Origin of the sequence: Hydrogenophaga taeniospiralis, from assembly GCF_020510445.1 — a bacterium.
Classification (GTDB): Bacteria; Pseudomonadota; Gammaproteobacteria; order Burkholderiales; family Burkholderiaceae_C; genus Hydrogenophaga.
This window is the reverse complement of the sequence record NZ_JAHBAG010000001.1, coordinates 4,543,587-4,568,815: the sequence shown is the minus strand read 5'-3', so window position 1 is coordinate 4,568,815 and position 25,229 is coordinate 4,543,587. Positions and strand designations below refer to the sequence as shown.

29 protein-coding genes and 2 pseudogenes are annotated in these 25,229 nt (G+C 66.9%); 11 read left to right on the top strand and 20 right to left on the bottom strand.

The features are described 5' to 3' along the window. Nucleotides 1-43: 43 nt before the first annotated feature. Nucleotides 44-907, bottom strand: coding sequence for a LysR family transcriptional regulator (locus KIH07_RS21885; protein ID WP_226493979.1), 864 nt, complete (start codon nt 905-907; stop codon nt 44-46). A gap of 84 nt (nt 908-991) precedes the next feature. On the opposite strand from KIH07_RS21885, the gene KIH07_RS21880 reads away from it, so the two are divergent. Continuing rightward, on the top strand, nt 992-1,930 hold the full coding sequence (locus KIH07_RS21880) for a DMT family transporter (protein ID WP_226493978.1): 939 nt from the start codon (nt 992-994) through the stop codon (nt 1,928-1,930). Between the two features lie 4 nt (nt 1,931-1,934). Here KIH07_RS21880 and KIH07_RS21875 read toward each other — a convergent pair whose 3' ends face one another. Further along, nucleotides 1,935-2,771 (bottom strand): helix-turn-helix domain-containing protein, encoded by an 837-nt coding sequence (locus KIH07_RS21875; RefSeq protein WP_226493977.1) that lies wholly within the window; start codon nt 2,769-2,771, stop codon nt 1,935-1,937. A gap of 124 nt (nt 2,772-2,895) precedes the next feature. Between KIH07_RS21875 and KIH07_RS21870 the strand changes: the two genes are divergently transcribed. Further along, complete coding sequence (locus KIH07_RS21870; protein WP_226493976.1) at nt 2,896-3,315, top strand: hypothetical protein; 420 nt, start codon at nt 2,896-2,898, stop codon at nt 3,313-3,315. Nucleotides 3,316-3,952: 637 nt separating this feature from the next. Beyond that, the gene (locus KIH07_RS21865) at nt 3,953-4,666 is read left to right on the top strand and encodes an SOS response-associated peptidase (protein ID WP_226493975.1); all 714 of its coding nucleotides are present in this window, start codon (nt 3,953-3,955) and stop codon (nt 4,664-4,666) included. A gap of 5 nt (nt 4,667-4,671) precedes the next feature. Here the strand turns inward: KIH07_RS21865 and KIH07_RS21860 are convergent, their stop codons facing one another. The 5 genes from KIH07_RS21860 to KIH07_RS21840 form a co-directional block, all read right to left on the bottom strand. Next, nucleotides 4,672-5,160: a DUF1097 domain-containing protein gene (locus tag KIH07_RS21860; protein WP_226493974.1), complete on the bottom strand. Its 489-nt coding sequence runs from the start codon at nt 5,158-5,160 to the stop codon at nt 4,672-4,674. Between the two features lie 256 nt (nt 5,161-5,416). Then, nucleotides 5,417-6,637, bottom strand: coding sequence for a diguanylate cyclase domain-containing protein (locus KIH07_RS21855; RefSeq protein ID WP_226493973.1), 1,221 nt, complete (start codon nt 6,635-6,637; stop codon nt 5,417-5,419). Between the two features lie 45 nt (nt 6,638-6,682). Next, nucleotides 6,683-7,624 carry a restriction endonuclease gene (locus KIH07_RS21850; RefSeq protein WP_226493972.1) on the bottom strand — a complete coding sequence of 314 codons (942 nt, stop codon included), beginning with the start codon at nt 7,622-7,624 and terminating at the stop codon, nt 6,683-6,685. A gap of 108 nt (nt 7,625-7,732) precedes the next feature. Continuing rightward, nucleotides 7,733-8,350, bottom strand: a complete 618-nt coding sequence (locus KIH07_RS21845) for an MSMEG_1061 family FMN-dependent PPOX-type flavoprotein (RefSeq protein WP_226493971.1) — start codon at nt 8,348-8,350, stop codon at nt 7,733-7,735. Between the two features lie 11 nt (nt 8,351-8,361). After that, the gene (locus KIH07_RS21840) at nt 8,362-8,745 is read right to left on the bottom strand and encodes a DOPA 4,5-dioxygenase family protein (RefSeq protein ID WP_226493970.1); all 384 of its coding nucleotides are present in this window, start codon (nt 8,743-8,745) and stop codon (nt 8,362-8,364) included. 74 nt (nt 8,746-8,819) lie between these two features. Between KIH07_RS21840 and KIH07_RS21835 the strand changes: the two are divergent. Further along, nucleotides 8,820-9,581 (top strand): annotated as a pseudogene (locus KIH07_RS21835) (tRNA-uridine aminocarboxypropyltransferase); the annotation flags it as partial. 4 nt (nt 9,582-9,585) lie between these two features. On the opposite strand, the gene KIH07_RS21830 reads toward KIH07_RS21835, so the two are convergent. Further along, on the bottom strand, nt 9,586-10,035 hold the full coding sequence (locus tag KIH07_RS21830; protein WP_226493969.1) for an SRPBCC family protein: 450 nt from the start codon (nt 10,033-10,035) through the stop codon (nt 9,586-9,588). A 295-nt stretch (nt 10,036-10,330) separates the two neighbouring features. On the opposite strand from KIH07_RS21830, the gene KIH07_RS21825 reads away from it, so the two are divergent. Next, on the top strand, nt 10,331-10,618 hold the full coding sequence (locus tag KIH07_RS21825) for a hypothetical protein (protein WP_226493968.1): 288 nt from the start codon (nt 10,331-10,333) through the stop codon (nt 10,616-10,618). Nucleotides 10,619-10,637: 19 nt separating this feature from the next. On the opposite strand, the gene KIH07_RS21820 is transcribed toward KIH07_RS21825, so the two are convergent. Next, nucleotides 10,638-10,964 (bottom strand): DUF2322 family protein, encoded by a 327-nt coding sequence (locus KIH07_RS21820; protein ID WP_226493967.1) that lies wholly within the window; start codon nt 10,962-10,964, stop codon nt 10,638-10,640. 119 nt (nt 10,965-11,083) lie between these two features. Between KIH07_RS21820 and KIH07_RS21815 the strand changes: the two genes are divergently transcribed. Beyond that, nucleotides 11,084-11,944 carry a DUF3014 domain-containing protein gene (locus KIH07_RS21815; protein WP_226493966.1) on the top strand — a complete coding sequence of 287 codons (861 nt, stop codon included), beginning with the start codon at nt 11,084-11,086 and terminating at the stop codon, nt 11,942-11,944. Between the two features lie 9 nt (nt 11,945-11,953). Here KIH07_RS21815 and KIH07_RS21810 read toward each other — a convergent pair whose 3' ends face one another. After that, nucleotides 11,954-12,589 (bottom strand): hypothetical protein, encoded by a 636-nt coding sequence (locus KIH07_RS21810; protein WP_226493965.1) that lies wholly within the window; start codon nt 12,587-12,589, stop codon nt 11,954-11,956. A gap of 96 nt (nt 12,590-12,685) precedes the next feature. On the opposite strand from KIH07_RS21810, the gene pcp reads away from it, so the two are divergent. Beyond that, nucleotides 12,686-13,369 (top strand): pyroglutamyl-peptidase I, encoded by a 684-nt coding sequence (gene pcp / locus KIH07_RS21805; RefSeq protein ID WP_226493964.1) that lies wholly within the window; start codon nt 12,686-12,688, stop codon nt 13,367-13,369. Nucleotides 13,370-13,422: 53 nt separating this feature from the next. Here the strand turns inward: pcp and KIH07_RS21800 are convergent, their stop codons facing one another. From KIH07_RS21800 to KIH07_RS21780, 5 genes are all read right to left on the bottom strand, one after another. Beyond that, complete coding sequence (locus KIH07_RS21800) at nt 13,423-13,758, bottom strand: hypothetical protein (RefSeq protein WP_226493963.1); 336 nt, start codon at nt 13,756-13,758, stop codon at nt 13,423-13,425. A 122-nt stretch (nt 13,759-13,880) separates the two neighbouring features. Continuing rightward, complete coding sequence (locus tag KIH07_RS21795; RefSeq protein WP_226493962.1) at nt 13,881-14,024, bottom strand: hypothetical protein; 144 nt, start codon at nt 14,022-14,024, stop codon at nt 13,881-13,883. Between the two features lie 76 nt (nt 14,025-14,100). Next, nucleotides 14,101-14,388 carry a DUF86 domain-containing protein gene (locus KIH07_RS21790; RefSeq protein ID WP_226493961.1) on the bottom strand — a complete coding sequence of 96 codons (288 nt, stop codon included), beginning with the start codon at nt 14,386-14,388 and terminating at the stop codon, nt 14,101-14,103. Next, nucleotides 14,378-14,686 (bottom strand): nucleotidyltransferase family protein, encoded by a 309-nt coding sequence (locus KIH07_RS21785; protein ID WP_226493960.1) that lies wholly within the window; start codon nt 14,684-14,686, stop codon nt 14,378-14,380. Before KIH07_RS21785 ends, KIH07_RS21790 begins: the two co-directional genes overlap by 11 nt. 71 nt (nt 14,687-14,757) lie before the next feature. Continuing rightward, nucleotides 14,758-15,081 carry a hypothetical protein gene (locus KIH07_RS21780; protein ID WP_226493959.1) on the bottom strand — a complete coding sequence of 108 codons (324 nt, stop codon included), beginning with the start codon at nt 15,079-15,081 and terminating at the stop codon, nt 14,758-14,760. Nucleotides 15,082-15,232: 151 nt separating this feature from the next. Between KIH07_RS21780 and KIH07_RS21775 the strand changes: the two genes are divergently transcribed. The 3 genes from KIH07_RS21775 (at nt 15,233) to KIH07_RS21765 (ending at nt 18,178) form a co-directional block, all read left to right on the top strand. Further along, nucleotides 15,233-16,186, top strand: a complete 954-nt coding sequence (locus KIH07_RS21775) for a chemotaxis protein (protein ID WP_226493958.1) — start codon at nt 15,233-15,235, stop codon at nt 16,184-16,186. A gap of 155 nt (nt 16,187-16,341) precedes the next feature. Continuing rightward, the gene (locus tag KIH07_RS21770) at nt 16,342-17,505 is read left to right on the top strand and encodes a hypothetical protein (protein ID WP_226493957.1); all 1,164 of its coding nucleotides are present in this window, start codon (nt 16,342-16,344) and stop codon (nt 17,503-17,505) included. A 55-nt stretch (nt 17,506-17,560) separates the two neighbouring features. Beyond that, the gene (locus tag KIH07_RS21765) at nt 17,561-18,178 is read left to right on the top strand and encodes a cold shock domain-containing protein (RefSeq protein ID WP_226493956.1); all 618 of its coding nucleotides are present in this window, start codon (nt 17,561-17,563) and stop codon (nt 18,176-18,178) included. Nucleotides 18,179-18,395: 217 nt separating this feature from the next. On the opposite strand, the gene KIH07_RS21760 is transcribed toward KIH07_RS21765, so the two are convergent. Further along, nucleotides 18,396-18,584 carry a hypothetical protein gene (locus KIH07_RS21760; RefSeq protein ID WP_226493955.1) on the bottom strand — a complete coding sequence of 63 codons (189 nt, stop codon included), beginning with the start codon at nt 18,582-18,584 and terminating at the stop codon, nt 18,396-18,398. Further along, nucleotides 18,581-18,871 carry a nucleotidyltransferase family protein gene (locus tag KIH07_RS21755; RefSeq protein ID WP_226493954.1) on the bottom strand — a complete coding sequence of 97 codons (291 nt, stop codon included), beginning with the start codon at nt 18,869-18,871 and terminating at the stop codon, nt 18,581-18,583. Before KIH07_RS21755 ends, KIH07_RS21760 begins: the two co-directional genes overlap by 4 nt. A gap of 181 nt (nt 18,872-19,052) precedes the next feature. Here KIH07_RS21755 and KIH07_RS21750 point away from each other — a divergent pair. Further along, nucleotides 19,053-19,838 (top strand): annotated as a pseudogene (locus KIH07_RS21750) (3'-5' exonuclease); the annotation flags it as partial. 56 nt (nt 19,839-19,894) lie between these two features. On the opposite strand, the gene KIH07_RS21745 reads toward KIH07_RS21750, so the two are convergent. From KIH07_RS21745 to KIH07_RS21735, 3 genes are all read right to left on the bottom strand, one after another. Further along, entirely contained in the window at nt 19,895-22,030 is a 2,136-nt protein-coding gene (locus KIH07_RS21745) for a tetratricopeptide repeat protein (protein WP_226493953.1), read from the bottom strand. After that, nucleotides 22,027-23,040 (bottom strand): hypothetical protein, encoded by a 1,014-nt coding sequence (locus KIH07_RS21740; protein WP_226493952.1) that lies wholly within the window; start codon nt 23,038-23,040, stop codon nt 22,027-22,029. Before KIH07_RS21740 ends, KIH07_RS21745 begins: the two co-directional genes overlap by 4 nt. A gap of 290 nt (nt 23,041-23,330) precedes the next feature. Then, the gene (locus KIH07_RS21735; protein ID WP_226493951.1) at nt 23,331-25,190 is read right to left on the bottom strand and encodes a glutamine--tRNA ligase/YqeY domain fusion protein; all 1,860 of its coding nucleotides are present in this window, start codon (nt 25,188-25,190) and stop codon (nt 23,331-23,333) included. Between the last annotated feature and the right edge of the window lie 39 nt (nt 25,191-25,229).

Sequence of the window (25,229 nt, the reverse complement as noted above, 5' to 3'; positions counted from 1 at the left end):
CCCAGGGCGAGGGACCCTTCCCCCGGGTGCGGGACCCGAGGGCTCAGCCCGGTTTGCCGAGCGTCTGCACCATCTGCGCGAACAGGGCGTCCACCGCGGGCAGGTGCCTGGACGCCTGGCTGCGGTAGGCCGCCACGGCCATCGAGCCGAGTGCGGGCAGGCCCTGCCGCTCGCCCAGCACCGTCAGGTGCGGCGGCGCGCTGCAGCGCGTGAGAACGGCCACGGCCAGCCCGCTCTCCACCGCGGCGAGCTGCCCCGCCAGGCTGGAGCTGTTGTAGACCACGCGGTAGGCGCGGCGCTGGGCACTGAGGGCCGCGATGGTGGAGCGGCGCGCCTGGCTGGTCTGCTCGTAGACGGCGATCGGCAGGGGTGAGCGCCGCCACACCTCGAACTGCGCCGCGCCCACCCACACCAGCGGCTCGTGGAACAGCAGGCTGCCCCGCGTGGGGCGGTCCTGCGAGACCAGGGCCAGGTCGAGCTCGCCGCGCTGCACCTTGGGGATCAGGGCGGTGGACTGCTCGCAGTCGAGTTCGATCTCCACCCCGGCATGGCGCGCGGCGTAGCTGCGCAGCACCGGCGTGAGGTAGCTCACCGCGTAGTCGTCGGGCACCCCCAGACGCACGCGCCCGGACAGCACCGGCCCGTTCAGCGCCGTCAGCGCCTCGCCGTGCAGGGCCAGCAGGCGCCGCGCGTAGCCCAGCAGTTCGGCGCCCAGCGGGGTGAGCTCCAGGTGGCGCGGGCCGCGCAGCAGCACGGCGCCGCCCACCGCGTCTTCCAGCTTGCGCAGCTGCATGCTGATGGCGGACTGCGAGCGGTGCACCAGCGGCGCGGCGGCCGAGAGCGAGCCGGCGTCCACCACCGCCACGAAGGCACGCAGCCAGTCGATCTGCAGGTCGGTTCTGGCCATGCTTGTCTTTGAATTCGTTTATCGAATGAATGCCATTCAAATTATGCGCTTTACGGGATGTTTGATGCCACCGAACATCGGCGCATGAACACTTCCACCACCCTCCACCCAACCCCCGGAACCCCCGATGCCAGCCGCTCGGCGCGCGAGCGCGGCGGCCAGTGGCTCATGGTGGGTGGCGGCCTGCTGCTCGGCACGCTGGGCGTGTTTCTGGAAGAGGCGGGCCAGTCGCCGCTGACGGCGGTGTGGTTCCGCTGCGCCTTCGGTGGCCTGGCCCTGAGTGTCTGGTTCAGCGCGTCGCGCCGCTGGGGCGAGGTGCGCCTGGCGCGCCGCGACGGGCTGCTCGCCGTGGCCGCGGGTTTGTCGATGGTGACGAGCTGGGTGCTGTTCTTCGAGGCGATCACCCGCACCTCGATGGCGGTGGCCACGCTGGTGGTGCACGTGCAGCCTTTTCTGGTGATGGCGTTCGGCGCCTGGTGGCTGCGCGAGCGCGTCAGCCGCCGCCAGGGCTGGGCCGCCGTGGCGGCGCTGCTTGGCCTGGGCCTGGCCACCGGCTGGCTGGACGGCGCCCTGGGTGCGGTCTCGCACAGCCCGCAGTACTTCGCTGGCATCGCGTTGGCGCTGGGCGCGGCGCTGGCCTACGCCGCGGCGCCGCTCATGGTGCGCAGCGCGCGCGGCGCCACGCCGCTGGCCCTGGCCTGGTGGCAGTGCGCGGCGGGCAGCGTGGTGTTGCTGTGGTGGCCGTTGATCCAGGGCTGGCCGGCGCCGGGGCCGGCCTGGGGCTGGCTGGCGGGCATGGGCGTGGTGCACACCGGCCTGGCCTACGTGCTGCTGTACGCCGGCGTGGCCCGCCTGCCGGCGGCGCGCATGGCGGTGCTGCAGTTCGTCTACCCGGCCAGTGCGATCGCGGTGGACGCGATGGTGTACGGCCGCGTGCTCAGCGCCAGCCAGATGGTGGGCGTGGTGGTGATGCTGGCCGCGTTGATGGTGGTGGGGCTGGAGCGGGCGCGCAGCAGCGGCTGAGCGTTCAGGGCACAGAGGCCGCAAGCTCGCGCAGGATGCGGGCCGTGGCCTCGTCGGCCGGCAGGAAGGTTTCCAGCGCCAGTTCTTGCAGCGTGATGTCCACCGGCGAGCCGAACACCGTGGTGGTGCTCACGAGGTTGAGCACGCCCTGGGGCGTGTGGAACAGGAAGGGCATGAGCACGCCCGGGTGCTCGCCGTCGAGCCGCAGCGCCGCGCTGGCGGCCTGTGCCGGGTAAGCCTGCAGCTCCGCCAGTAGGGTGGCCAGGGCGGCGTCGCCGCTGGCCGCGATCTGGTGGCGCAGCCGCTCGAACAGGTGGTGGCGCCACTGGTTCAGGTTGGCGATGCGCGGCGCCAGGCCCTCGGGGTGCAGGCTCAGGCGCAACACGTTCACCGGCCCTGCCAGCAAAGCCGGCGCCACGCCCGCGAGCAGTGGCGGCACCATGCGGTTGCCCAGCACCAGGTTCCAGTGCCGGTCCATCGCCAGCGCGGGCCAGGGTTCGTGGCAATGCAGGATGCGCTCCACCGCCGCGCGGGCCTCGGCCATCTCGGGGTCGTTCAGCGCCCGCTCGCGGTACATCGGCGCGAAGCCGGCCGCCACCAGCAGCGCGTTGCGCTCGCGCAGCGGCACGTCCAGCCGCTCGCCCAGGCGCAACACCATCTCGCGGCTCGGGCTGGCGCGCCCGGTTTCCACGAAGCTCAGGTGCCGCGTGGAAATGTCGGCCACCTGCGCGAGGTCGAGCTGGCTCAGGTGGCGGCGCTGGCGCCACTGGCGCAGGTGGTCGCCGAACGAGGGCGGCGCCGCGCGGCGCGGCGGGGGCGGGAGTGGGGCGGCGGGGTTCATGGCGGCGATGTTAGAGCGGCCCGCGCGCAGTGGCCATTACCTCGCAGGTCATCGACGCACGGCCCCGGCAGGGCCAGCATGCCGACCTGTCGATCCCGACGTTTTTTCCTCACAGGAGTGAACCATGTCCATGCTGTCTCTGCTCTCTTCTCCCTCGTTCCTGCGCCGCGTGCTGTGGGCCGATGCCATCACCGGCCTGGGTTGCGCGGCGCTGCACCTGGCGTTCACCGATGCCTTGGTGCTGTGGCTGGGCCTGCCCGCGGCCCTGCTGATCGAATCGGGGCTGGTGGTGGTGCTCTTCGTGCTGCTCGCGGGAGCCCTGGCGCTGCAGCGCACGCCATCGCGCGCGGGGCTCATGCTGCTGGTGGCGGGCAACCTGGCTTGGGTTGCCGGCTGCGTGTGGCTGCTGGTGGCCGGCCCGATCCATCCCACCCCGCTGGGCCAGGCCTGGCTGGCGGTGCAGGCCGTGACCGTGCTGCTGCTGGCCGACCTGCAATGGTGGTCGGGTTTGCGGCGCGGCCAGGCGGCCATGGCTATGGCCTGAGTTTTGTGAGGCGTTGCCATGGCGTTCGTTGCACCTCGCGTGCCAAGGCGTGCGCGGGCAGGCCGCAGCGCTTCAGTGAGGCGGTCGGCGCGATGCGCCGACTTCCCTGCGATGCTCGCGGCCGTGGCCCGTTGCACAACTCGCTGCGTTCGCTGCGCTCTCTCCGCTCAAACAAGTGCGACGAGTCAGACAACGAAGCGCGCTGCGCGCGCGGCCACGGCCACTGTGCTTCTCGGCGCCTCACGAGGCGCGCTGCGGCCTGCCCACGCACGCCTTGGCAGAAGAGGTGTTGGCGCACTACCGGTGGAATACCCAGACGCTTCTTTGCTGCGGCAGGTGCTGTCCGGTGGGGGCGATTTCTGGGGCGGCTGTGACCGCCAGCCTGGGGCCGGGCGCGCCAGTGCGCGCATCGTTTCTGACTCGCGGCCATTGTTTGAGCGGAGAGAGCGCAGCGAACGCAGCGAGTTTGGCCGCGCCGGCCCCAGGCTGGTGGGCACAGCGAAGTCGGCGCAAGGCGCCGACCGTCCCAGTATGAGCCCCCACAGGACAGTGCCTGCCGCAGCACGCGAGGTACTGTGCTGCCCATCGTGGCGACTGCCGAAGCGAGCCCGCGCAGCCGGTGCGATAGCATGGCCGCATGACTGTTCATTACGAGAGCGTGCAGCTCGACGCGCTGTACCCCGATGCCTTTGACGTGGCGGCCCCTGCGGCGGGCAGCGTGGGGCGCGACGTGTGGCCGCGCAAACCGGCCGTGTTCATCCGCAAGCGGGGGGCGGTGGCCGCGGACGCCACGCCAGCGGAGCCAGCGGCGGACCCGGTCGCCGAAGAAGGGGCCAAACCCGAACACGCGCGAGAGCTGGTGGCGGGCCAGTTTGGTCTGGTGCCGCCGTGGGTGAAGTCCGCGTCCGACGCCAAGCTGCGTTCACCCAAGCTGGTCAACGCGCGCTCGGAAACCGTGACCACGTCCAACAACCTGCGCGGCGCCTGGCTGGGTGCGCAGCGCTGCATCGTGCCGATGATGGCGTTTTTCGAAGACGACTTTCGCAGCGGCAAGGCCGTGCCCACGCGCATCGCGCGCGTGGACGGCAAACCCATGGGGGTGGCGGGGCTGTGGGAGCGCTGGAGCGGTGCCGATGGCGAGCTCATCATCAGCTTCACCTTGCTCACGGTGAACGCCAACAGCCACGCCCTGATGCACCGCTACCAACAGCCCGGCGCCGAAAAGCGCATGCCGGCGGTGCTGAACGAGGGCGCCTACGACGCCTGGTTGACGGCCCACCCGGAAAAGGCCCGCGAGTTCATGCGGGCCTACCCGGCCAACTGGCTCACCGCCAACCCGGTCCAGAAATAACCGGCTCAGGCCGACTTGGTCAGCTTGCCCGCCAGCTGTTCAGAGGCCCAGCCGAAGGCCGCGCCCACGGCGATGGACAGGATGGTGGGCAGGATGGCCGCGGTCGGCGTCATGTCCTTGCCCAGCAGGATCAGGCCGGCCACGCTGGCGAAGCCGTACACGCTGGACGGGATGGTGGACAGGAACGGCACGTGAGCCGCGAGCACGATCACTGCCGCGCCCAGACCCACGGCCACCGGCGCGGCCAGGCCGCCCAGCGCGCCCAGCGGGCCGATCAGCAGCACCGACGCCATGCCCACCAGCGCGCCAAACGACATGCACACCACGGTCTTGACCAGGCCGTCGGTCTTGCCGCCGTTGTGGAAGAAGCTGGCCCAGGCCACGAAGGCCTGCCACACCTGCATCTGGAAGGCGGCCAACGGCCCGAAAAACAGCCAGGTCGCGACGACGGCGAGCAGCCCGATGGCAACGGCCAGTGCAAACAACAAAGTCATGTATGTCTCCTCATGGTTGGAATGAACAAAAAAACACCCAGCCCGCAAGGGTTGGGTGTCAGTTTCGTGTCAATTTCCATGCCGGCACGGGGCCGGAGCGTCTCAATGTGAGAACGCGCCTGATTTGATTGGACTTTTCCGCCTGGGGCCGCGGGGGCCGACCGCTGCCGAAGGTGTGCCAGGGCATCTCCGCTGTCCGTGAACGGAACACAAGCCAGTGCCACTTTGGCACCCGGGCCCCAGGCCCAGTGCCGGCTCAGCCCAGCGGTGCGGGCGCGGTGGCGATGTCGTGTTCGCGGGCCCGCTCGGGCCCGCGCACCCTGGCCAGGGCCTGGCGTTCGGCCTCGTTGAGCACATCCATCGGCTTGGCGTTGCTGGGGTCGAGGGTGACGACGCCGATACCGAGGTGGGGCAGGAACGCGTGGTGGGACAGCTTCTCGCTCTGCACCGTGAGCGGCTGGGCCACCATCGAGCGCAGCCGCGCCACCACCTCACCCACGGGCGGCTGGTGCCGGTCGGCCGAGATCACCACCACGAAGCAGCGCGGGTGGTACAGCCCCACCACGCAGCGGAAGCCGGCCGCGCGGTGGATGCGCGCGGCCACCGTCACCAGGATCTGGTGCTCCACGCCGGCCCCGGCGGACTCGGCCAGTTCGTACAGATTGCTCAGGTACAGGCAGACCACGGAGCATTCGTTCTGCTGGCGCGCCGTGCGCCAGAAGGCGTGCTCCACATGGGAGAGCAGGGCCGAGCCGGTGGGCAGGGCGGTGGCCGGGTCGGCGCCGGCCTGCAGGCGCGAGAGCCGGGCCAGCAGCCGGTTCTGCCGGTTGCGCAGCAGGCCCAGCACCGAGGCGATCAGGAAGAAGGCCACGGTGACGGTGGCCGTGAACAGCTGGGTGCCCAGACCCAGGCCCGGTACCTTGAGGCCGTGCAGGTAGTGGCTGCTGACCATGGCGCCCAGGCAGACGATGGCCAGCGCCATCCACCGTGCCATCGGGTCGCCCAGCTGGGCCGCCCGTATCACCGCCACCATGGCCATCAGCACCGGCACCATGTTGACGGCCGCCGCGGCGATCAGCAGGGGGCGGAAGTGTTCGCGGTCGGTTTGGCTCGCCAGCAGGGCCAGCGCCAGCGCGACCACGGCGAGCACCACCCCCCAGAAGGTGGTGAGGCGGTGCACCAGGCCGTCTTCGCGCACACCGCCCAGCCAGGTGCCCACGAAATACAGGCCCATGGCCCCCGCCAGCGGCCCCAGACCGGCCTTGAGCACGCGCAGCAGCAGCTCGGGCAGCGCGGGGAAAAACACCTCGGGCAGGCCCGTCATCACCACGCAGGCAGAGCCCGTGACCACGACGAACATCAGATTGCGCGCCGAGCCGATGCTGCGGTTGCCCAGCACATCGGCCAGCGCCAGCCCGGCGAGCGTCAACAAGCCCCCGAGCATGGCGGACCAGACAGCGATTTCAGACACAGGCATGCGGGCGATTATCAGCGCCTTGTGTCCACGGGCGCGTGGGGTATTTCACGCTGCGGTCCCGGGCATCAGGGCCGCGGCCGCCTTCGTCATGGGCAGCGTGCGGCGGCAGCGCGGAAAACTGGCGCAGCCCCAGAACGGGGCACCGCCGCCGACGGACTGGCGCGCTTTCATCTTCACCCCGCAACTGGCGCAGGTGGGGCGCCAGTATTCACCTTCGTGGGCCACAGCCAGCAGGGCGTGTTGTTGCTCGGGTGTGCGCCGGGCGATCAGGTCCAGCAGACCCGCGCCGTCCAGCGCGTTGATGCCATTGGCCTGGGCAAACGCCCGCGCATCCGCGGTGTAGGTGGACGTGGTGGCGTAGGTGCCGCGCTTGAGCCCGTGCGAGGCCATCACGCCGAAGAACTCGCGCAGTTCCTTCACGCCCACCGGTTTGCCCTGCCAGTGTTTGCACTGCACCACCGACACCGGCCCGGTGGCGTTCTTCGAATGCAGCCAGATGTCGACGCCGCCATCCGCGCCGTGCGATTGCGAGCGCGTCTCGAAGCCCGCCTGCGCGAACAGCGCTTCGCACACGGCCTCAAAGCGCCGCCATTCGATGGCCGCGAACACCGCCGGGCTCCAGGCCGTGGCCGTGTCGCGGACCCCTTGGGCTTCCCATAACACCGGCGCCGCGGCTGGTTCGGGCGGCTTTGCACCGCGTGGATTCTGTGGCTGAGCTGTGGGCTGGGTGGCGTTGGGGGAGGCACTGCCACGCCCGTCTTTTCGGCGGCTCAGCAGCGCATGCACACACAGCAGCAGCGCGCCGATCCCGATGGCCCACCACGCGGGCGTTCGCGCCGCCGTGGCCACCGCATTGAGCACCGGGCTGCCACCCAGCACCACGGACATCGTCAACAGGCCCAGGCCCAGCACGGTGGCCGTCAGGCCTTTGTCCAGAAACGGCGATGCGCCCTTGCGGCCACGCCTGCGGTTCGATGGTCTTGCCATGCGTTTTTCCTCCCTTTTTGAACCCGCAGCATCTTGCCGCAAGCCGGCGCTGGGAAGGAAAAACGACTGCCGAACGGCGCCATGTGGCCCGCTGCGGCGCGCTGGCGCCTACAAGGTCTGCCGGTACCGCTCCAGCATCTGTTCCTGCGTCTCCACCGGCGCGCCCGCGCTCAGGCGCTCGCCGATCTGGTCGCGCAGCATCTCGCCCATGCTCGGCAGCACCGAGCGCGCCACGTGGCGGTTGGCGTCCCAGAGGGACGAACGCATCAGCGCCTTGGCGCAGTGCAGGTAAGACGCCTGCACCGTCACGCGGATCACGAGCTTGGGCACGCGGCGCGCGTCGGTGCAGAGCGCGCGGTCGGCTTCGTCGGTGCTCAGCAGCGCGCTGCCGTTCACGCGCAGCGTTTCGTCCACGCCCGGCAGCAGAAACAGCAGGCCGAGCTGGCCGGTCTGCACGATGTTTTCCAGCGTGTCGAGCCGGTTGTTGCCCGGCGCGTCGGGGATCAGCAGCGTGTGCGCGTCCAGCACCTTCACGAACCCCGGCTCACCGCCGCGCGGCGACGCGTCCTGCGCGCCGCTGGCGCCCGCGCTGGAGAGCACCACCAGCGGCGACAGGCCGATGAAGCGCGTGGCGTGCGCGTCCAGCTGCGGCAGTTCCTTCTTGGCCGAGCGTTCGCGCACCGGGTCGTAGAGGGCGCGCAGGGATTCGAGGGTGGTGATGTGCATGGGCGACTCGCTCACAGGTCGTAGGTCACCGAACGCTCGGGCAACACGCTCAGGTCCAGCGGCCGCACCGCGCCCATCCACAGGGCGCGGTCGCGGTGGTCCACCAGGTCGTTGCCGGTGATCGGGTGGATGAAGATCACCAGGCCGCCACGGTTCAGCGTGAGCCACGGGACCACCTCGGCAAACAGCGCGGCCTTGAACGCCAGCTGGCAGCTCCAGTCCGGGTGCGGTCCCACGGGCTGCTCGTGCACCCGGCCCATCTTCAGCGGAAACCTGGCCGCAGCGGCTTCGCACAGCGCGCGCGCCTGCGCCAGCGTGTCGGCGTTGAAATACACATGGGCATGCCAGCCGTGGATGGCGGGGGTGGACGGGGTGAGGGCGGGGGGCTGGGTCATGCAAAAGATGATGGCAGATTTCAGCGCCGGCCGGCAACCCGCCCGCGTCTCGCGGCAGCGCATACATTTCCCGCATGCCTCCCACTTCCATCACGTCGGCCAGTTCCAACGCGGACCACGCCGTCTCCCGTCTGCGCAGCGCGCGCCTGGCCGCCAGCAGCAAACCCTATGTGGCCCGCGGCTCGGGCGGCGGGCGCTGCGCCGGCTGCCGCCTGATTGCCAGCCACTGCATCTGCGCCCTGCGCCCGGCGGTGCCCACGCGCGCGGGCGTTTGCCTGATCATGGGCGACATCGAAGCGCTCAAGCCCAGCAACACCGGCTGGCTCATCGCCGACGTGGTGGCCGACACCTGGGCCTTCGGCTGGTCCCGCACGGCGGTGGACCCGGCCCTGGTCGCGCTGCTGGCCGACCCGCAGTGGCAACCCTACGTGGTGTTTCCGGCCGAATACGCGGCGCCGCAGCGCGTGGTCTCGGATCTGCAAATGACCGCGGGCAACGAAGCCGAGGCCGGCGGCAAACGCCCGCTGTTTGTGCTGCTCGACGGCACCTGGGCCGAGGCACGCAAGATGTTTCGCAAGAGCCCCTACCTCGATGGCCTGCCCGTGCTCAGCCTGCACCCCGAGCAGGTCTCCGGCTACCGCCTGCGCCGCTCGGCGCACCAGCACCATTTCTGCACCTCCGAGGTGGCGGCGCTGTGCCTGGCGCTGGCCGGTGAAACCCACGCGGCCGACACGCTCGCGGCCTGGCTCGACGTGTTCAGCGCCCACTACCTCAGCGTCAAACGGCACCAGCCGCTGGACCGCGAGAGCGAGGCCCACCAGCGGCTGCGGGCGCTGGGGCTTACTCTTGCGGAATCTCCGCCTCCACCAGCAGCGCCAGCAGCTGCAGCGACTGCTGCCAGCCCAGATAACAGCCTTCCACGGGAATCGCGGCCGGGATGCCTTCCTGCACCGCCGTCAGCTCCGTGCCCACCGACACCGCCTTGAGTGTGATGGTGGTGATCATCTGACCGGGCAGGTTCGGGTCGTCGAACACATCGGTGTTCACGATGCGCTCGTTGGGCACCAGCTCCAGGTACTTGCCGCCAAAGGCGTGCACCTGGCCGTTGCCGAGGTTGGTGAACTGCATGCGGTAGAGGCCGCCCACCTTCGCGTCCATCTCCAGCACCCGGCCGGTGAAGCCATGCGGCGGCAGCCACTTGGCCATGGCGTCGGGGTCGAGGAAGGCGCGGTAGACGCGCTCGGGCGGTGCGGCGAAGACGCGGTGCAGATTGACGGTGCCGGTGCTCATGGTGGGTGTCCTTTCAAACTTGAACGGTGGGTCGGTGATCGTGACGCGGACGGTTCTGACGCGTCCACCTGGGTACGACGAAGCAGTGGCCCCGATTTCGACAGGACCTGTACCGGACGTCGGACTTTCTACGCGCTCTTCCCCCGGGCGCCATGTTGCAGTGCGTGAAAGTCGTGTCGTGCGGCGGGGCATGCGTTGCGTGATGGGCCTGCCCGCTCCTATCATGGGCCGCGCATCCGGGTGGTGCCGCGCGGCGGTGCCGCCGCCGTCGTGCGTGTTCTGCGGGGGCGGCGACATGAAAGACGTTGACCAACTTCCAGCCGTCAAACACGGTCTGTGGTTCTTCGCGGGCGTGACCACCTGCCACGTGCACATCGTGCGCCACCACACCCTCTATGGCACGGGCGACGCCGACGATCCGCCCGAACTCGCCCGCGACCGCGAGGTGGAGTGTTACTACATCCGCTTCGACAAACCCCACACACCCGTGCCCTGGCAAGACGGCGGCGCCGCCCTCTCGCTGCGCGAGGCCGTGTTCCTGGCCGAACGCAGGCTCGGCCCCGTGGTCTGCTGGGCGGACTGACCGCGCACGCTTTTTTTGTTCAACCGACCACCGCTGGCACCGCCCGCACCGCATAGCTCGCCGAGCCCTGTGCCCAGGCCAGCAGGCGGTCGATGTTCGGGTGCTTTCCCGGGTGGGCGCGCGCGTCGGCCGTGTGTTCTGCGTACCAGTCCAGCCCCAGCGCCGCGGCTTCGGGGGTGATGCGGCCGCCGTGTTGCGCGGCCAGCGCCGCGTACACCGCCAGCGAACCGGTCTGGCCCGGTCGGTTTTCGATGGTGGCCAGCACCGCGCCGTGCGCGTCCAACAGTTGCAGCGCGGCGAGGTGGTGGGTGGTTGGCAGGGTCTTGAGTCGGTCGGTGAAGTTCATGGGGGTTCGAGGTGTTGCGCAGCGCCTGGCGCTGCGGGCAGGGCTTGGGCGAGAAAAAACCGCAGTGTAGGATGGGCAGCCTCCCAACCCCCTTTCGAGGTGTTCCAGGTGACGAGGCCATGAACCGACAGACTTCCCGGCGACCCATCCTCATCGCTGCCCTGGTCGCGCTCGCCGTGGCAGGCTACTTCGGCTGGCGGTATTTCCAGCCCGCGCCCGCCCCGGTGGCCCCGGCCGCAGCACCCTCGGCCGCCGCGCCAGAGGCACCGCCCGCGCCAGCGGCCCCCGAGCCCACATCGCCTGCCATTCAACACCCCGTCGAAGCCCCGGTGGCCGACACCGCCGGCGAGCCCGCGCCACTGCCCGCGCTGGCCGAGTCCGACGAACACGTCAGTACCTTGCTCTCGGGTTTGCTCGGCCGCAAGAACGTGCTCACCTTCCTGCAGCTCGACGGCTTCGTGCGGCGCGCGGTGGCCACGGTGGACAACCTCGCGCGCTCGCAGGCGCCCGTGATGGTGTGGCCCGTGAACCCCACGCCCCAGCGCTTCACCACGCTGCGCGGGGAAAACGGTGTGGAAACCATCCACCCCGACAACAGCCAGCGCTATGCGCCGCTGGTGCAGATGATCGAATCGGTGGACACCGCCCGGGCCGTGAACCTGTACCGCGGCCTTTACCCGCTGTTTCAGCAGGCCTACGAAGAGCTGGGTTTTCCGGGCCGCTACTTCAACGACCGGCTGGTCGAGGTGCTGGACCACCTGATCGCCACACCGGTGCCCACCGGGCCGCTGACCGTCACCCTGGTGGAGGTCAAGGGCTCGGTACCGTCCACGCGCCCCTGGGTGCGTTACGAGCTGGCAGACCCGGCACTGGAGTCGCAGTCGGCCGGGCGAAAGATGCTGCTGCGCACCGGCCCGGACCACCAGCGGCGCCTGCAGGCCAAGCTCAAGGACATCCGTCAGCGCCTGGCCAGGCCCTGAGCCCGGTCGCTACAGGCTGGTCTCCAGCACCTGCGCCTCCACCTCGATCACGCCCTCGAACAGGTCGATCGCCGTGGCAGCCACCTGCGCCGTGTCGACATACGCATAAGCGCCCACGCCCACCGCGCCCACGATCGGCAGCCAGCGCGCCGCGCTCTTGCCCGCCACCCGTTGCGCCAGCTTCGCGCCAATGCGCCGGGTGAGGGTGCGGATCAGCAGCGGCGAAGCGCGCCGCACCAGCGTGCGCTGGCCCACGCGCACCACCAGGTCGCGCACGCCCTGCGCGGCCGTGTGCTGAAACAGGCAATACACCACCTGTTCGGGCGTCAGCGTGGACTGCTTGCCGTACAGGGCGGCCATGTCGGCCACCAACTGCCTCTGGATCTTCCACACGCCCACCATCTCGGGGAGGATGGTCAGCCAGCCCACGAAACCCGGCGGCAGCGCCAGCGCACCCGCCGTCAGCGCCGCCTTGGCCGCCGCTGCGTTGGCCTTCTTGCGCGCATCGTCCGCCGGCGTTTTGCTCTTGCGCTCTTTCGAGGCGGGCACCCTGCCCACCACGGACAGGATCGCCTGCCCGACGAGGTGCGAGCCTGCGGCCGCGGGTTGATCGGACTCGACGGTCTTCTGCTTTCGAGGTGGCATGGGGGCTCCTTCTCGCGTCGGGTCGGCGTCCGGCCCAAGGGCCTGCGCCGACGGTTGTCGCGGGCGAATCGCCCGCGTCGCGTCAGAATACCGCGCATGTCCACGAACCACCACCCGCCCGACGCCCGCGCGCTGCAGCCCAGGCCCCGCGTGCTGCTCACGGGCTTTGACCCCTTCGGCGGCGCCACGCTCAACCCCAGCTGGCTCGCGGTGCAGGCACTGCACGGGCGGCGGTTGCTGGGCCACACCCTCGTGGCGGCCCGGCTGCCCACCGTGTTTGGCGACTCGCTGCGCACCCTGCTGGCGTTGCTGGCGCAGCACCGGCCGGCCCTGGTGGTGTGCGTGGGGCAGGCCGGTGGCCGCAGTGCCCTCTCGCTGGAGCGCATCGCCATCAACGTGGACGACGCCCCCATCGCCGACAACGCCGGCGCCCAGCCCATCGACACCCCCGTGGCGCCCGGCGCACCCGCCGCCTACTTCAGCACCCTGCCCATCAAGGCCATGCGCGCCGCGCTGCGGCGCGAAGGCCTGCCCGCCGAGGTCTCGCAGACCGCCGGCACCTTCGTCTGCAACCACGTGTTCTACGGCCTCATGCACACCCTGGCCACCCAGCCCGAGCTGCGCGACACGCGCGGCGGCTTCGTGCACGTGCCCTGGCTGCCCGAGCAGGGCACACCGAGCATGGCGCTCGACGACGTGGTGCGTGGCCTGCGCGTGGCGCTGCGCGCTGCGCTGGTGACCCCGCAAGACACACCACTGGCGGCTGGCGCCACGCACTGAAGCGCTCAGCTTGTCACGGGCAGTGACATTCAGCGCTTCGAACCCTCAGTGACTCAGCGTACTGGCGGTATGGGGCGGTTCTGGACGTGCCGGCTCTGGCTGGCGTCAAACTCTTCGCGGCTGAGGCCTGCGTCGCCGTCGGTGTCGATGTCCTTGAAATCCAGCGCCTGACTCAAACCGCGCATGGCGCGGCCCTCGGTGGCGCGCTCGGCGATGCGCTTGCTGCGGGCGTCGGTGAACTCCGGCTCGGTGATGCGGCCGTCACCGTTGCCATCGAAATCGGCGAAGGTGGGCATGCTGCCCGGCCCCATGGCGCGCGCCGGTGGCTGGGCAGCGGCGGGCAGGGCAATGAACAAGGCGGCCAGGCTGGCCATGCAAAACAGTTTCATGGTGTGCTCCTGAAGGTTGGGAACCTGCAGGATGGCCCTCTGGCGTTCCATGCACCTTGCGAACCGTCAAGCGAGAGAACGGCAGCCATGCCCTTGGTACAGAGATGGGGCATGTGTGGAGCTCAGACCTGCCACACCCCAAACCCCGCCGATCGCAGGTCGATGCCGATCTCCACCTCGCGCGCCTGCGCGGCGTTTGTACGGAAGCCTTCGTACAGGTCGAGGTGCAGCTCGATCACGTAGACGTGGTGGTGAGGGCCGGGCATGTACTGCCCCCTCCCATCAGTTGCCGAGTTCGTCCAGCAAAGCCTGAACGGCCGACAGCAAACCTGGCAGAGCGTTCTAGGCGATGTTCCAGACCGTGTCCGGATTGATGGTCGCGCAGCCGTGGATCAGCTGGTTCCTGAAGGCGACGACCTGTGGCACGTCCGGGATGCGAGCTGCCAAGGGGGCATCAAGCTTGGTGAGTTGGTTGAGCGCTTCACCAATCACTTCGAACTTGCGCTCCACCGCAGCCTGCACCAGCTCGTTGCCCACATAGGCTGTGGCGTCCAGACCTGTCGTGAAAGATTGGATCGCCTGCGCAGCCTCGCGCACATCCCACAGAAAAGCACGCGGGTCACGCTGCATACACAGGCTCGCGGTGGCGGTTGATGCTGGCCAGCACAAAGGGATTGCGCACCGCGCCCGGTTCCACCAAGTCCACACCGCGGCCCAGCAACTTTTCGAGCTCGGCCTTGGCGCCGTAAAAGCTGTTCAGGTCGGGCCGTGCGTCCGACTCAAACTCGACCAGAAAGTCCGCGTCGCTGCGGGCGGGGTCAAAGTCATCGCCTCGCGCCGCCGAGCCAAACACCTCCAGCCGGCTGATGCGGTAGCGCTGGCAAATGGCAGAGATGCCGGAGCGGTGTTGAGCGATGGCGGGGTGCATGTGGGCGAGTGTAGCCACAGGGTGCCAGCGGGGACAAGCCGGGTTGGGCGGTTGTGGAACAACCACCCATCTCAGGCCTGCCACACCCCAAACCCCGCCGAGCGCAGGTCGATACCGATCTCCACCTCGCGCGCCTGCGCGGCCTTGTACGCCATCGGGTTGAAGCCTTCGTACAGGTCGGGCAGCAGCCGCAAGCCGTACTTCTGCACATAGGCGTTGGATTGAATGCCGGCCTTGTGCTTGTCAAAGCGAACGTCCGGGTCCAGCCCGGTCATGCCCACATAGACGCAGGGTTTGCCGTCCACATAGCCGGGGTTGCACCGGCGGAACTTGGGCTCCAGCAGCACGTCGGGGTGCAGCTCGATCACGTAGACGTGGTGGTGTGGGCGGGACATGGATGCATCACACAGTGGATAAACGGATTGTCGCCCTGCTGATGTACCTTGGCTAAAACCCGAACTGCGCAGCCTTTGCAGGGCACTTGTGCGCTTAGCCGGATGGCTTCGGCACATATCCTGTGGGAATCCAAAACAGGAGGATTCCCACATGACCACCGCGTTGCACGACATCGAAGAGCGCACCAACCTCACGGGCAACAACAAGTTTGAACTGCTGTTGTTTCGCCTGGGCGAAGCGCCGGGGACGGACCGCCGCGAACTGTTTGGCATCAACGTCTTCAAGGTGCGCGAAATACTGGTCATGCCCATCATCACCGCCATCGCCAACGCACCGGCCAACGTGATCGGCGTGGCCAACATCCGCGGGCAGATCATCCCCGTGATCGACCTGCCCGCTGTGGTGGGCTGTGTGCCCAAACGCGGCCTCACCATCCTGATGGTGACCGAATTCGCCCGCACCACCCAGGCCTTTGCCGTGGAAGAAGTGGACGAAATCGTGCGGCTGGAGTGGAACAACGTGCTGGCCGCAGAAGGCAACGGCGGCGGCCTGGTGACCAGCATCGCCAAGCTTGATGGCGACGGCGAAAAAGGCCGACTGGCCCAGGTGCTGGACGTGGAGCAGATCCTGCGCAACGTCATGCCCACTGCGCAGGACGACATCACCCCGCAGACGGTGGGCGCCGCGGTGAATCTGCCCAAGGGCTCCATCATCCTCGCCGCGGACGACTCAGCGGTGGCGCGCATGATGATCGAACAAGGGCTCAAAGCCATGGGCACGCCCTACGTCATGGCCAAGACCGGCCAGGAAGCATGGGACCGCCTGCAAGCCTTTGAAGACGAAGCCCATGCCGAAGGCAAAACGGCACACGACAAAGTGGCGCTGGTGCTGACCGATCTGGAAATGCCGGTGATGGACGGCTTCACGCTCACGCGCAACATCAAGCAGGACCAGCGCTTCAAATCGATCCCGGTGGTGATCCATTCGTCCCTGACGGGATCGGCCAACGAAGCGCACGTGAGCTCCGTGGGGGCCGACGCCTACGTGGCCAAATTCGTGGCCTCCGAACTGGCCGCCACCATCCGGCAGGTGCTGAAGCACTGATTGGAACGGGGCCGCTGTTTCAATGCGGTGGGGCTGGGTTACCAGCCCTCAGCAACATTTCGGCCGCGTCGGGCGGCTCCCCGGTCGCCTAGCCGTGGATCAACTGGTGGTTCCTAGAATGGGATGGTCAGCAACTGACGGGACCAGGGAGCCATATGAACGAAACCGCCGCCACCAGTGGGGCAACCGGCGAAACCATTTCGCCAGACCAACCAGCAGACAAACTGACCATCCACCACGTGGCGCGCACGGGCAGCCGGGCTCTGGCTTTCGTGCGCGAGTTCCCCTGGGTGGGGTTGGGCGTGCTCAGCACCTGCCTTGGTGTGCTGATCCTGTATGCCTACTTCCGCGGCATAGGCCATGTGCCCACCGACTTTGCGACTGTGCTCGGTGCAGGGGTGGGCATTGCCGGGGTGACGTTTGCCTACCTGTTGGCGGTGGTGTTGGCCTTAATCGTTCCTCATGCCGTCTTCACGCAAGTGGAGTCCCTTAAATCGGCGCCCTGGCGTCCATGGTCAGGACCGCTGAAGGACGCCAACAACTTGCTCATCGGCGCCCAATGGCTCAGCGTCGGGCTTCTGTTCTCTTATGTTGCTTGGGGGCTGTGGCGCGACTGCGCGCCCGGGCTTGCCTATCTATTGATCCCAGCCGTCGTCTTGGTCGTTGCAGGCGGCGCCATCGTTGCGCACGCGGGTTGGAGTCGTGCTATCTGGCGTGGGGCTACACCATGGAGCTTGGTGCTGTTGGTGGTGTTTTCGTCGCTGCCGCTGCTGGTTCTTAGCGACTTGTTGATGCCTACGGGCACCACGTCTGAATGGGACTACTCGCTCTGGCTGCTGGTTTGGCTGGCATTCATCTTCCTTCTGGGAGCCTTGCCCAAAGAGGTGCCGCTTTGGGCGATCGCGTTGGTTGTTCCTTTTCTGTTGCCGATAGCGCTTTGGCTGGCACCGGCCTTGCGGGGGCATGGCGATCTGTTCCCGCAGCGCGTCATGGAGATGGCGGGCATCCGAACGACCAAGGCTGTTGAACTGAAGGTGCCCCAAGCCACCTGCGAACTGATTGCCGCCACTGCCCGTTTTGGCCCAGCGGACCAAACCGCGACACCTTGCGGAACTGGCACGCCATGGGTCACTGTGCGTGCCCAGGTGCTCTCTAACCTGGGCGCCAGGTGGTGGATCGAAGTCCAGCAGGTGGGCGACTTGGCCGTTGATCCGGCCGAAGTGCTTCGCATGAGCATCCCCGCCGATGGCGCCCAGCTTGTGCAGCGGAGGTCTGCCTCCATGCCCGAGCGGCGCAGCCAGTGCAAATCCAAATCCTGAATGCCAGCACCAACGATTCGCTGGCCACACACGCCCCGCACAACCCACATCACCCATGAACACCGTCGCAACCCGATTCAACGGCACGCTCAAGAAATGGAACACTGAGCGGGGCTTTGGCTTCGTGGTGGCTGACCATGGCGAACAGGAACTCTTTGTGCATGTGTCCGCTTTCCCACGCGATGGGCGGCCACCCGCCATCGGCGAGCCGCTGTCGTTTGAGATGGAGCTGGACAAGGAAGGCCGCAAACGGGCGGTGAGGGTGCGGCGGCCGGGCGATCCGCAGCCGAGGACCTCGCGCCACCATACGCAGACCCCAACCCATAGTCCGTCGCGCCGGGCGCCCGAGCGAACCGGATCGGGTTCGTTCGGTTCGGTCCTTGTCGCGTTGCTGCTGGCCGCTGGCATTGGGTGGTTTGGCTACACCCGCTACACGGAGCGCGCTGAGACAATGCAAATCGCACCCCAAAGCGTGATGAGTCCGGCGCAAACCGCGGCCCCCGAGATCCCGTCACCAGCCTTTCAGTGCGACGGCCGCAAACACTGCTCGCAGATGAGTTCGTGCAGCGAGGCGAAGCTGTTTCTGCAGAACTGCCCCGGCATGGAAATGGACGGGGACAACGATGGCATTCCGTGCGAGCAGCAGTTGTGTACTGGGCCTTTTGGTGGGTAACTCACGCTGAGGTCGTGCGCCTCCCTCCCGCATCAGCAGCGAGTTGCTGATGGTTTGCTTGGAGGCATAAGGGAAGCCAAGCTGTTTTACGTGGGTGCTACGCGGGCCACGCAGCGGTTGATCATTGGCATGGGTGGGGAAGGGCGGTTTGGGCAGCGCTTGGCTGCCTGAATCTCCACTGCTCAGCCCGCCGGGAGCCTGTGCAGTGATCAACGCCTCACGGAGTCAGTGACGCCAACTGGGTCTTCATTCCAGGCAAGTCACCCGTCACGGTCGCCCACACGATATCCAGGTCCACCTTGAAGCTGGCGGCGTCCATGCCCGCCGTGTAGCTCTGGATGTTGTCAATCGCCTGCGCCATGTGCTGCAGGTAGTCCGCTGTGCGCAGCGGATGCTGGCGGCTCACAGACGCACCGCCTCGCGCAGCACCTGCTCGCGAAAGCTGTCGGGCAGGCCATTGGGGGTCAACACGTCCACCTCCATGCCCAGCAGCGCTTTCAGCTCGTAGCGGATGGCACCAATGTCCAGCAGCGTGGTCGCGGGCGTCGGGTCCACCAGCACATCCAGATCGCTGCCCTCGACGTCATCACCATGGATCGCCGAGCCAAACACGCTCACACCCGCCACGCGGTGGCGCATCGCGATCTCGCGGATCTGCGAGCGGTGCAGGCTGAGGGCTTGGGAAGGGCGCATGGGCGTAGTGTAGGAGGCAGACGTTCACGGCAAAACGAGCAGGTTCGCGCGAAAAGCGGGCATCATGTCGTTCAGGGAACAAACAGATACAAGTCAAATGAGCCATCCGTTATCAACCAAGGGCATATGCATTGCGCGCGCGAGACGAGCCGCATGCTGTGCTACACGGCCAACGTTACGGATCAAGCTCGTGACGCAGATGGTGGACCCCGCCACCAACAGCCTGCTCGTGCTGTACGACGACGCGCAGAGCATCTACGAGCGCAGCCGCAGCAAGCAGTTCAGCTTCAAGAGCGTGGGCATCCAGGCGCAGGGGCGCACCACCATCCTCAAGATCAACTACCGCAACACGCGGCAGATTCTGCAAACCGCCAGCCTCGTGGCGGCAGAACTTTTGTACCCCCACGCTCCGCCGCTGCGCGGGTCGCTGCCCCCCGAGGGGGCTGATCCGGCTTGGGGCGGCCCGGCGCCGGATCGCCTGTTGACCGCCGAAGACAAAGACGAAGACGGCATCCCCATGCTCAAGCCCGTGAGCTGCGGGCGCGACGGCGAAGCGCCGCTCATCATCCGCCTGCCCAGCCTGCGGGCCGAAGCCACGCGCGTGGCCGAGCTCCTGGGCTCCGCCCACCAGGAAGGCCACGCCTGGGGCGACATGGCCATCATCTGCCGGCACTACAGCGAGATGGACGAATGCGCCGGCGTGTTGCGCCAGCGCGGCCTGCCGCACCAGGTGCGCAAAGGCGCGGGCAGCTTCGACCCGGCGGCCGACACCATCAAGGTGCTCACCATGCACGCCAGCAAAGGGCTGGAATTCCCGGTGGTGGCACTGGTGGGCGCGGGCCACATGCCCGCCCCGGGCGAAGACGAGCGCGAAGAAGCCAAGCTGTTTTACGTGGGGGCTACGCGGGCGACGCAGCGGTTGGTGATTGGGGCGAGTGGTAGTGGGAAATTTGCTGCCCGTTTATAGGCAGAAGGCAAAACCTCGTCGTCGGATCCCGTCGTCGACGGGGTTGGCCGAAAAGGTCAAGCCATCAGTGGCGCCGGAAGTGGCCGGTGGCGAGCCAGCAGTGCATCCAACCAGTCCGAGCCAGCGGGCAATACCTCGGCGGTTGCCTGCTCAAGTTCATTCCAGTGCTTACTGATGTAGTGCAGCCAGAACTCGTCGGGCTGGGCCGTGCTGGCTTGTTCGGTCTCTATCCAATCTCGCACGGCTTGCCGTGTGCGATTGATTTCCGGCAAGTTGCCGCTGCCGCTTGCCTCAGCATGCAGAGCCAGCAAGTAGCGCCACAGCCGGGTTTCTAGCGGAAATTCTTGCTGCGCGGCAGTGTCATAGGCGTCCAGCAGCTCAGCATCCCACTGCTGCTGGGTCAGAGCGCGGTGGAGCGCTTGCGGCAGCGGCAGCACGCGTTCTGCATCTGCTACGGTTGCAGGCGCAGTGCCAGCGCGTAGCGATTTGGCAAATGCCAGCCAACCGGAATCCGTTTCAGGGGGCAGTGGCTCAGTCGCCGCTGCTTCAGCGTCGTCTTTCCAAGAAGTGTCCTTGCCTTGCTTGGCTGACTGCTGGCGCTGATTCAGAGTGCGCAAGTAGTTTTCCGCAATGACGTTTCCATGGTAGCGGGTCACAAAGTTCTGCAAGAACTCAATCGCCATGGGCAAGTCGCCATTCTCTTGGCGGCGCTCCCAAGTTGAAGCTAGCAGCACAGCACATACTGGATTGCTAGGATCTATTCTCAATCCGTCTTGGGCATGGAGCAGGGCGTTGGGCCAATCGCCGCGGTCCCGAGCCAGTTTTGCCAGAGTCGAGTGGGCATGTAGGTGGTCAGGATCCAGTTGCAGCACCTGTTGCAAGAGCCGATGGGCTTGGGTTTGGTCTTCGGTCGAGGCAGACTTGGCCAGCAGCTGCGCCAGTTCTACTCGGCAGGGTAAATGCTCGGGGAAGCGACGTGTCATCTCCCACAGCACCCACTGGGCGCGCTGGGGCTGCTCGGCCTTGCGCAGGGCCAGTTCCCACAGCATCCATAGATGGGGATCGTCGGCATCCAGGCGCAGGGCCAGGTGGATCCACTGGAACAGGCGGGGTTGAACTTCGGGGTCGCGCAGGGAGTATTTTCCCAACAAGATGCGGGCGCAACGATCTAGATTGCGAACGAAGTAGTACGCATCGCCGCTTTTGTGCAAGTACTCCTCGTGGGCGCTGAGTAGGGGGCGAATCGCGTTCCAAGCTTGTGCCAAACTGTTCGATCGGCGCACGGCATCAACAGCTTGGTTGGTTTCTTCGGTTTGCCCCGGCGGCTGCAACTTGTAAATCGCACTGGGTCGCGGTGCTGTGCCGCGTGGGGGGTGCGCCAAGCCCAGCAAGGCCAACACCGATTGAGTTTTTCCATCACCCAGCGGGGCCAGCAGCGCTTGCAAGAAGGTGCGGTAGTTGGCACTGCCCATGCTGAGATTGCGCGCCATCACGCTGCGCAAGCCATTGGCCAGTTCTTGCTGGGCCGGGGCACCCCAGGCACTGCGGCGCTGGTAACGGCTAACGAGGGCTTGCATTTGCAGGCGCAGGTTGCGCAGGCTGTCGTCTTCAATCAGCGGCATGGCGGCCAAGGCCAGCAGGCCCAGATTGAGGTAGCGCGCCGAGCGGGTGCGGCCAGCCTCGTGCACAAACTGTTGCCAGAAGAACTGCAAACCGTCATCCGGCTGTTGGGCAGCCAGGGCCTGCCAGTAGTCAAACTCCGGGTCTCGGTAAGCGCTAAGGCTGAGTGAGCCCAGCCATGGCAGCCAACGCGCGCGCTCGGCACGAAGGGCAGCCAGGGTGCGCGGCAAATCAAAGTACAGCGGCCATTGCAGGGCTTCACACACCTGGGCAGCATAGGCGCTGAGCTTGCGGGCCGGTGGCTGTGGGGCTTGGCGTTGGGCCTGCAGCCAAGCGACCAAGCCTTGATCCAATAGCGCGGGAAGGTCCGTATCTGCTTCGTGCGAGGTGGAAGGAGACTCACCCAGCAGCTGCCGGTTTACTCGCCGGCCGCTGCGCGGCAGAACCGCCAGCAAGAATTCATGCGGAGCGGCACGCTCAAAAGGGCTGACTTGGGCGAACCCGCGCAGCAAATCGGCGACCGCTTGCTGCGGCGCGCGGCGCAGCTCATCCGCCCAAAGCTGCCAGCTCATACCAGTACCTCCCCAAAGCCAGCGCAGCCGGGCAGGGTTTGCAGCCCCTGCACATGGCGGTTGCGGGCAGTCAGGGTGGCGGCATCGTCTTGCAGCGCATGCGCCCGCGTGATGAAGCCCAGCGCCTTGATGTGCCTGGGTAGGTAGTCCAGCGGGAAGTTCAGCAGTTCGGGGGTGAAGTCGGTAGGAATGACCGAGGGTACGGGGTCGGTCAAATCAAGCGTGTGGCCATAGCTGGCACCACCTGGAGTGAAGGGGGCTGGGATGAAGGCCGCGTACATCTCTGCGTCCAGCACCGTCGGCCGGCTCAAGCTGGCTACAGCGCCCTTTTTTCGGGCCAGCAGCCGTGCTTGTCGTACCTCGTCCACCGTGTAGCACATCAGCGCCACCGGCAAAGGCTTGCCGGCAGTGCTGGGCCAGTGAGTTAGTCCCAAACGGTCGCGCAACAGGTGCGGCCAGTCTTCCTTGCACAGCGCGTCCAAGTTGCCACCAAAGTCGTTTAAAAAGGCGGAAAACAATGGCCGGGCTTGGATGCGCTGGGCATTCCATTGGTTGATGAAGTCACTTCGCAATGCTTCATCGGTATCGTTGAGATTGGCTTTGCGCAGATCCTTTTGCGACTTGAAAAAACGTTGCCAAAAAGCCTCTGCCAGATTGGCAACCAGGGGGTGGCTGAACAAATAGTCGAAGGACTCGAGGCGAAGCAAGTAGGTATTGTCCAACTGCTCGTTCAGGTGTGCCTGAGCGTTGACTGCCATGAAGCATTCGGCACTGCGGGGCAGGTCTTTTGCGACCTGAACAAAGCTGCTCACATAGCCTTTGTGCTCGGCCTTCCAGTCCTTGTGCGTGGCAACGCCCTCAACGTAGGCGCTGTACTCGGCTGCACGTTCATCGGAGATGGCGGGCTCCCAGCGGAAGTTGGCGGCTTCGCATCTTGCGGCAATTCCACTTTGACTGGCAATCGTGTCGCGCGAGAGGTTGACGAGTTGTGGGGTGAGTTGCATGCCCATTTTGACTTTTTCTTCCCTGCCGAAAGCTATGTGCGACTACTGTATGTACCGCAACAGCGAGACATTATTCTGCATTTCCCTTACTGCCTGTAGCTGCCTTGACCGACTGCTGCTTCATCAACGTCGACATCCAGATGCGCGCCAACGCGCCGCGCGAGGCGGTTAACGAGGCGCACGTGGAGGTGACAGTCATTTCCGGTTAACTGCAGGGCAGTCCGAGTCGGCTTGCAGCTCGGTGGAGAGGCTTGGCGGCGGTTCGAGGCGGCAGAGATGTCGAGGTGAACATGGCGTCACTTTGCCCACGAATCCTTCAATCCCGTAACCCGGTTGAACACCGGCTTGCTCCCAGCCACGTGATCCACCCGATCCGCCACAAAGTACCCAAACCGCTCGAACTGGAATTTCTGATCCGGTTGCGCGGCGGCCAGTGAGGGCTCAACGTAGGCGGTCACCACCTTCAGGCTGTTGGGGTTCAGCGCTTCGATGAAGTCTTTGCCGCCGGCGTCGGGGTTGGGGTCGCTGAACAGGCGGTCGTACAGGCGCACTTCGGCGCTCACGCCGCTGGCCACGCTCACCCAGGTGATGGCGGCTTTGGCTTTCACGCTGTCGGCGCCGGGGGTGCCGCTCTTGGTGCCGGGGATCACTTTGGCGTGCACTTCGGTCACGGTGCCGTCTGCGTCTCTGGCGCAGCCGGTGCATTCGATGACGTAGCCGCCTTTGAGGCGCACGACGTTGCCAGGGAACAGGCGCTTGTAGCCCTTGGGCGGCACTTCTTCAAAGTCTTCGCGCTCGATCCAGACCTCTTTGCCGATCTTGAACACGCGGTCGGGCGGCGGGGTCTGGCCTTCGGCGATCGCGCTGTGGGGCAGGGCAGGCTGGGTGCAGTCTTCGGTGGTGTCGTCAGCGCCAAAGGCCTCGGCCCAGTTGGTGAGCACCAACTTGACGGGGTCGAGCACGGCCATGCCGCGGTGGGCCTTGTTTTCCAGGTCTTCGCGCAGGCAGCCTTCGAGCGTGCTGTAGTCGATCCAGGAATCGCTCTTGGTGACGCCGATGCGTTCGGCAAAGAGCTGGATGCTTTCGGGCGTGTAGCCGCGGCGGCGCAGGCCGACGATGGTGGGCATGCGCGGGTCGTCCCAGCCGCTGACTTTGTGGTCGTACACGAGCTGGGCGAGCTTGCGCTTGCTGGTGATGACGTAGGTGAGGTTGAGGCGGGCGAATTCGTACTGGTGTGGCGCGGGGTGGGCGAGCAGGCCGCCTTCGCACAGGCGGTCCATCAGCCAGTCGTAAAACGGGCGCTGGTCTTCAAACTCCAGCGTGCAGATGCTGTGGGTGATCTGCTCCAGCGCGTCTTCGATGGGGTGCGCGAAGGTGTACATGGGGTAGATGCACCACTTGTCGCCGGTGTTGTGGTGCGTGGCGCGGCGGATGCGGTAGATGGCCGGGTCGCGCAGGTTGATGTTGGGCGAGGCCATGTCGATCTTGGCGCGCAGCACCATGGAGCCGTCTTCGTGCGCGCCGTCGCGCATTTCGCGGAAGCGGGCCAGGTTCTGCTCGGGCGTGCGGCTGCGGAAGGGGCTGTCCACGCCGGGTTTGCCGAAGTCGCCGCGGGCGGCGCGCATCTGCTCGGCGGTCTGTTCGTCCACATAGGCGTGGCCGGCTTCGATCAAATATTCCGCCGCGCGGTACATGAAGTCGAAGTAGTCGCTGGCCTGGAAGAGGTGGCTCTGGCCGTTGGCCTCCCAGTTGAAGCCGAGCCACTGCACCGCGTCCAAGATGGAGTTGACGTACTCGGTGTCTTCCTTCTCGGGGTTGGTGTCGTCAAAGCGCATGTGGCAGACGCCGCCGTAGTCGCGCGCCAGGCCAAAGTTCAGGCAGATGCTCTTGGCGTGGCCCACGTGCAGGTAGCCGTTGGGCTCGGGGGGGAAGCGGGTGCGGATCTTGGCCGGGTCCAGCGGGCCGGCGGCGTGGTGCGCGGCGTCGCCCGGGGTGCCGGCCCAGTGGCGGCTGGCGTAGGTGCCTTTGTCCAGATCGTTTTCAATGATCTGTCGCAGGAAGTTGCTGACCTTGTGCTCGCCGGCGGCCTCGGGGGCCGCGGCAGCGTTGTTTTTGGGGGCCTTGTTGGCCGGGTTGGAAGGGGTGTTGGAGCTCATTCGACCATTCTAGGGCGGCGTGTGAGGCAAAAGGCACAC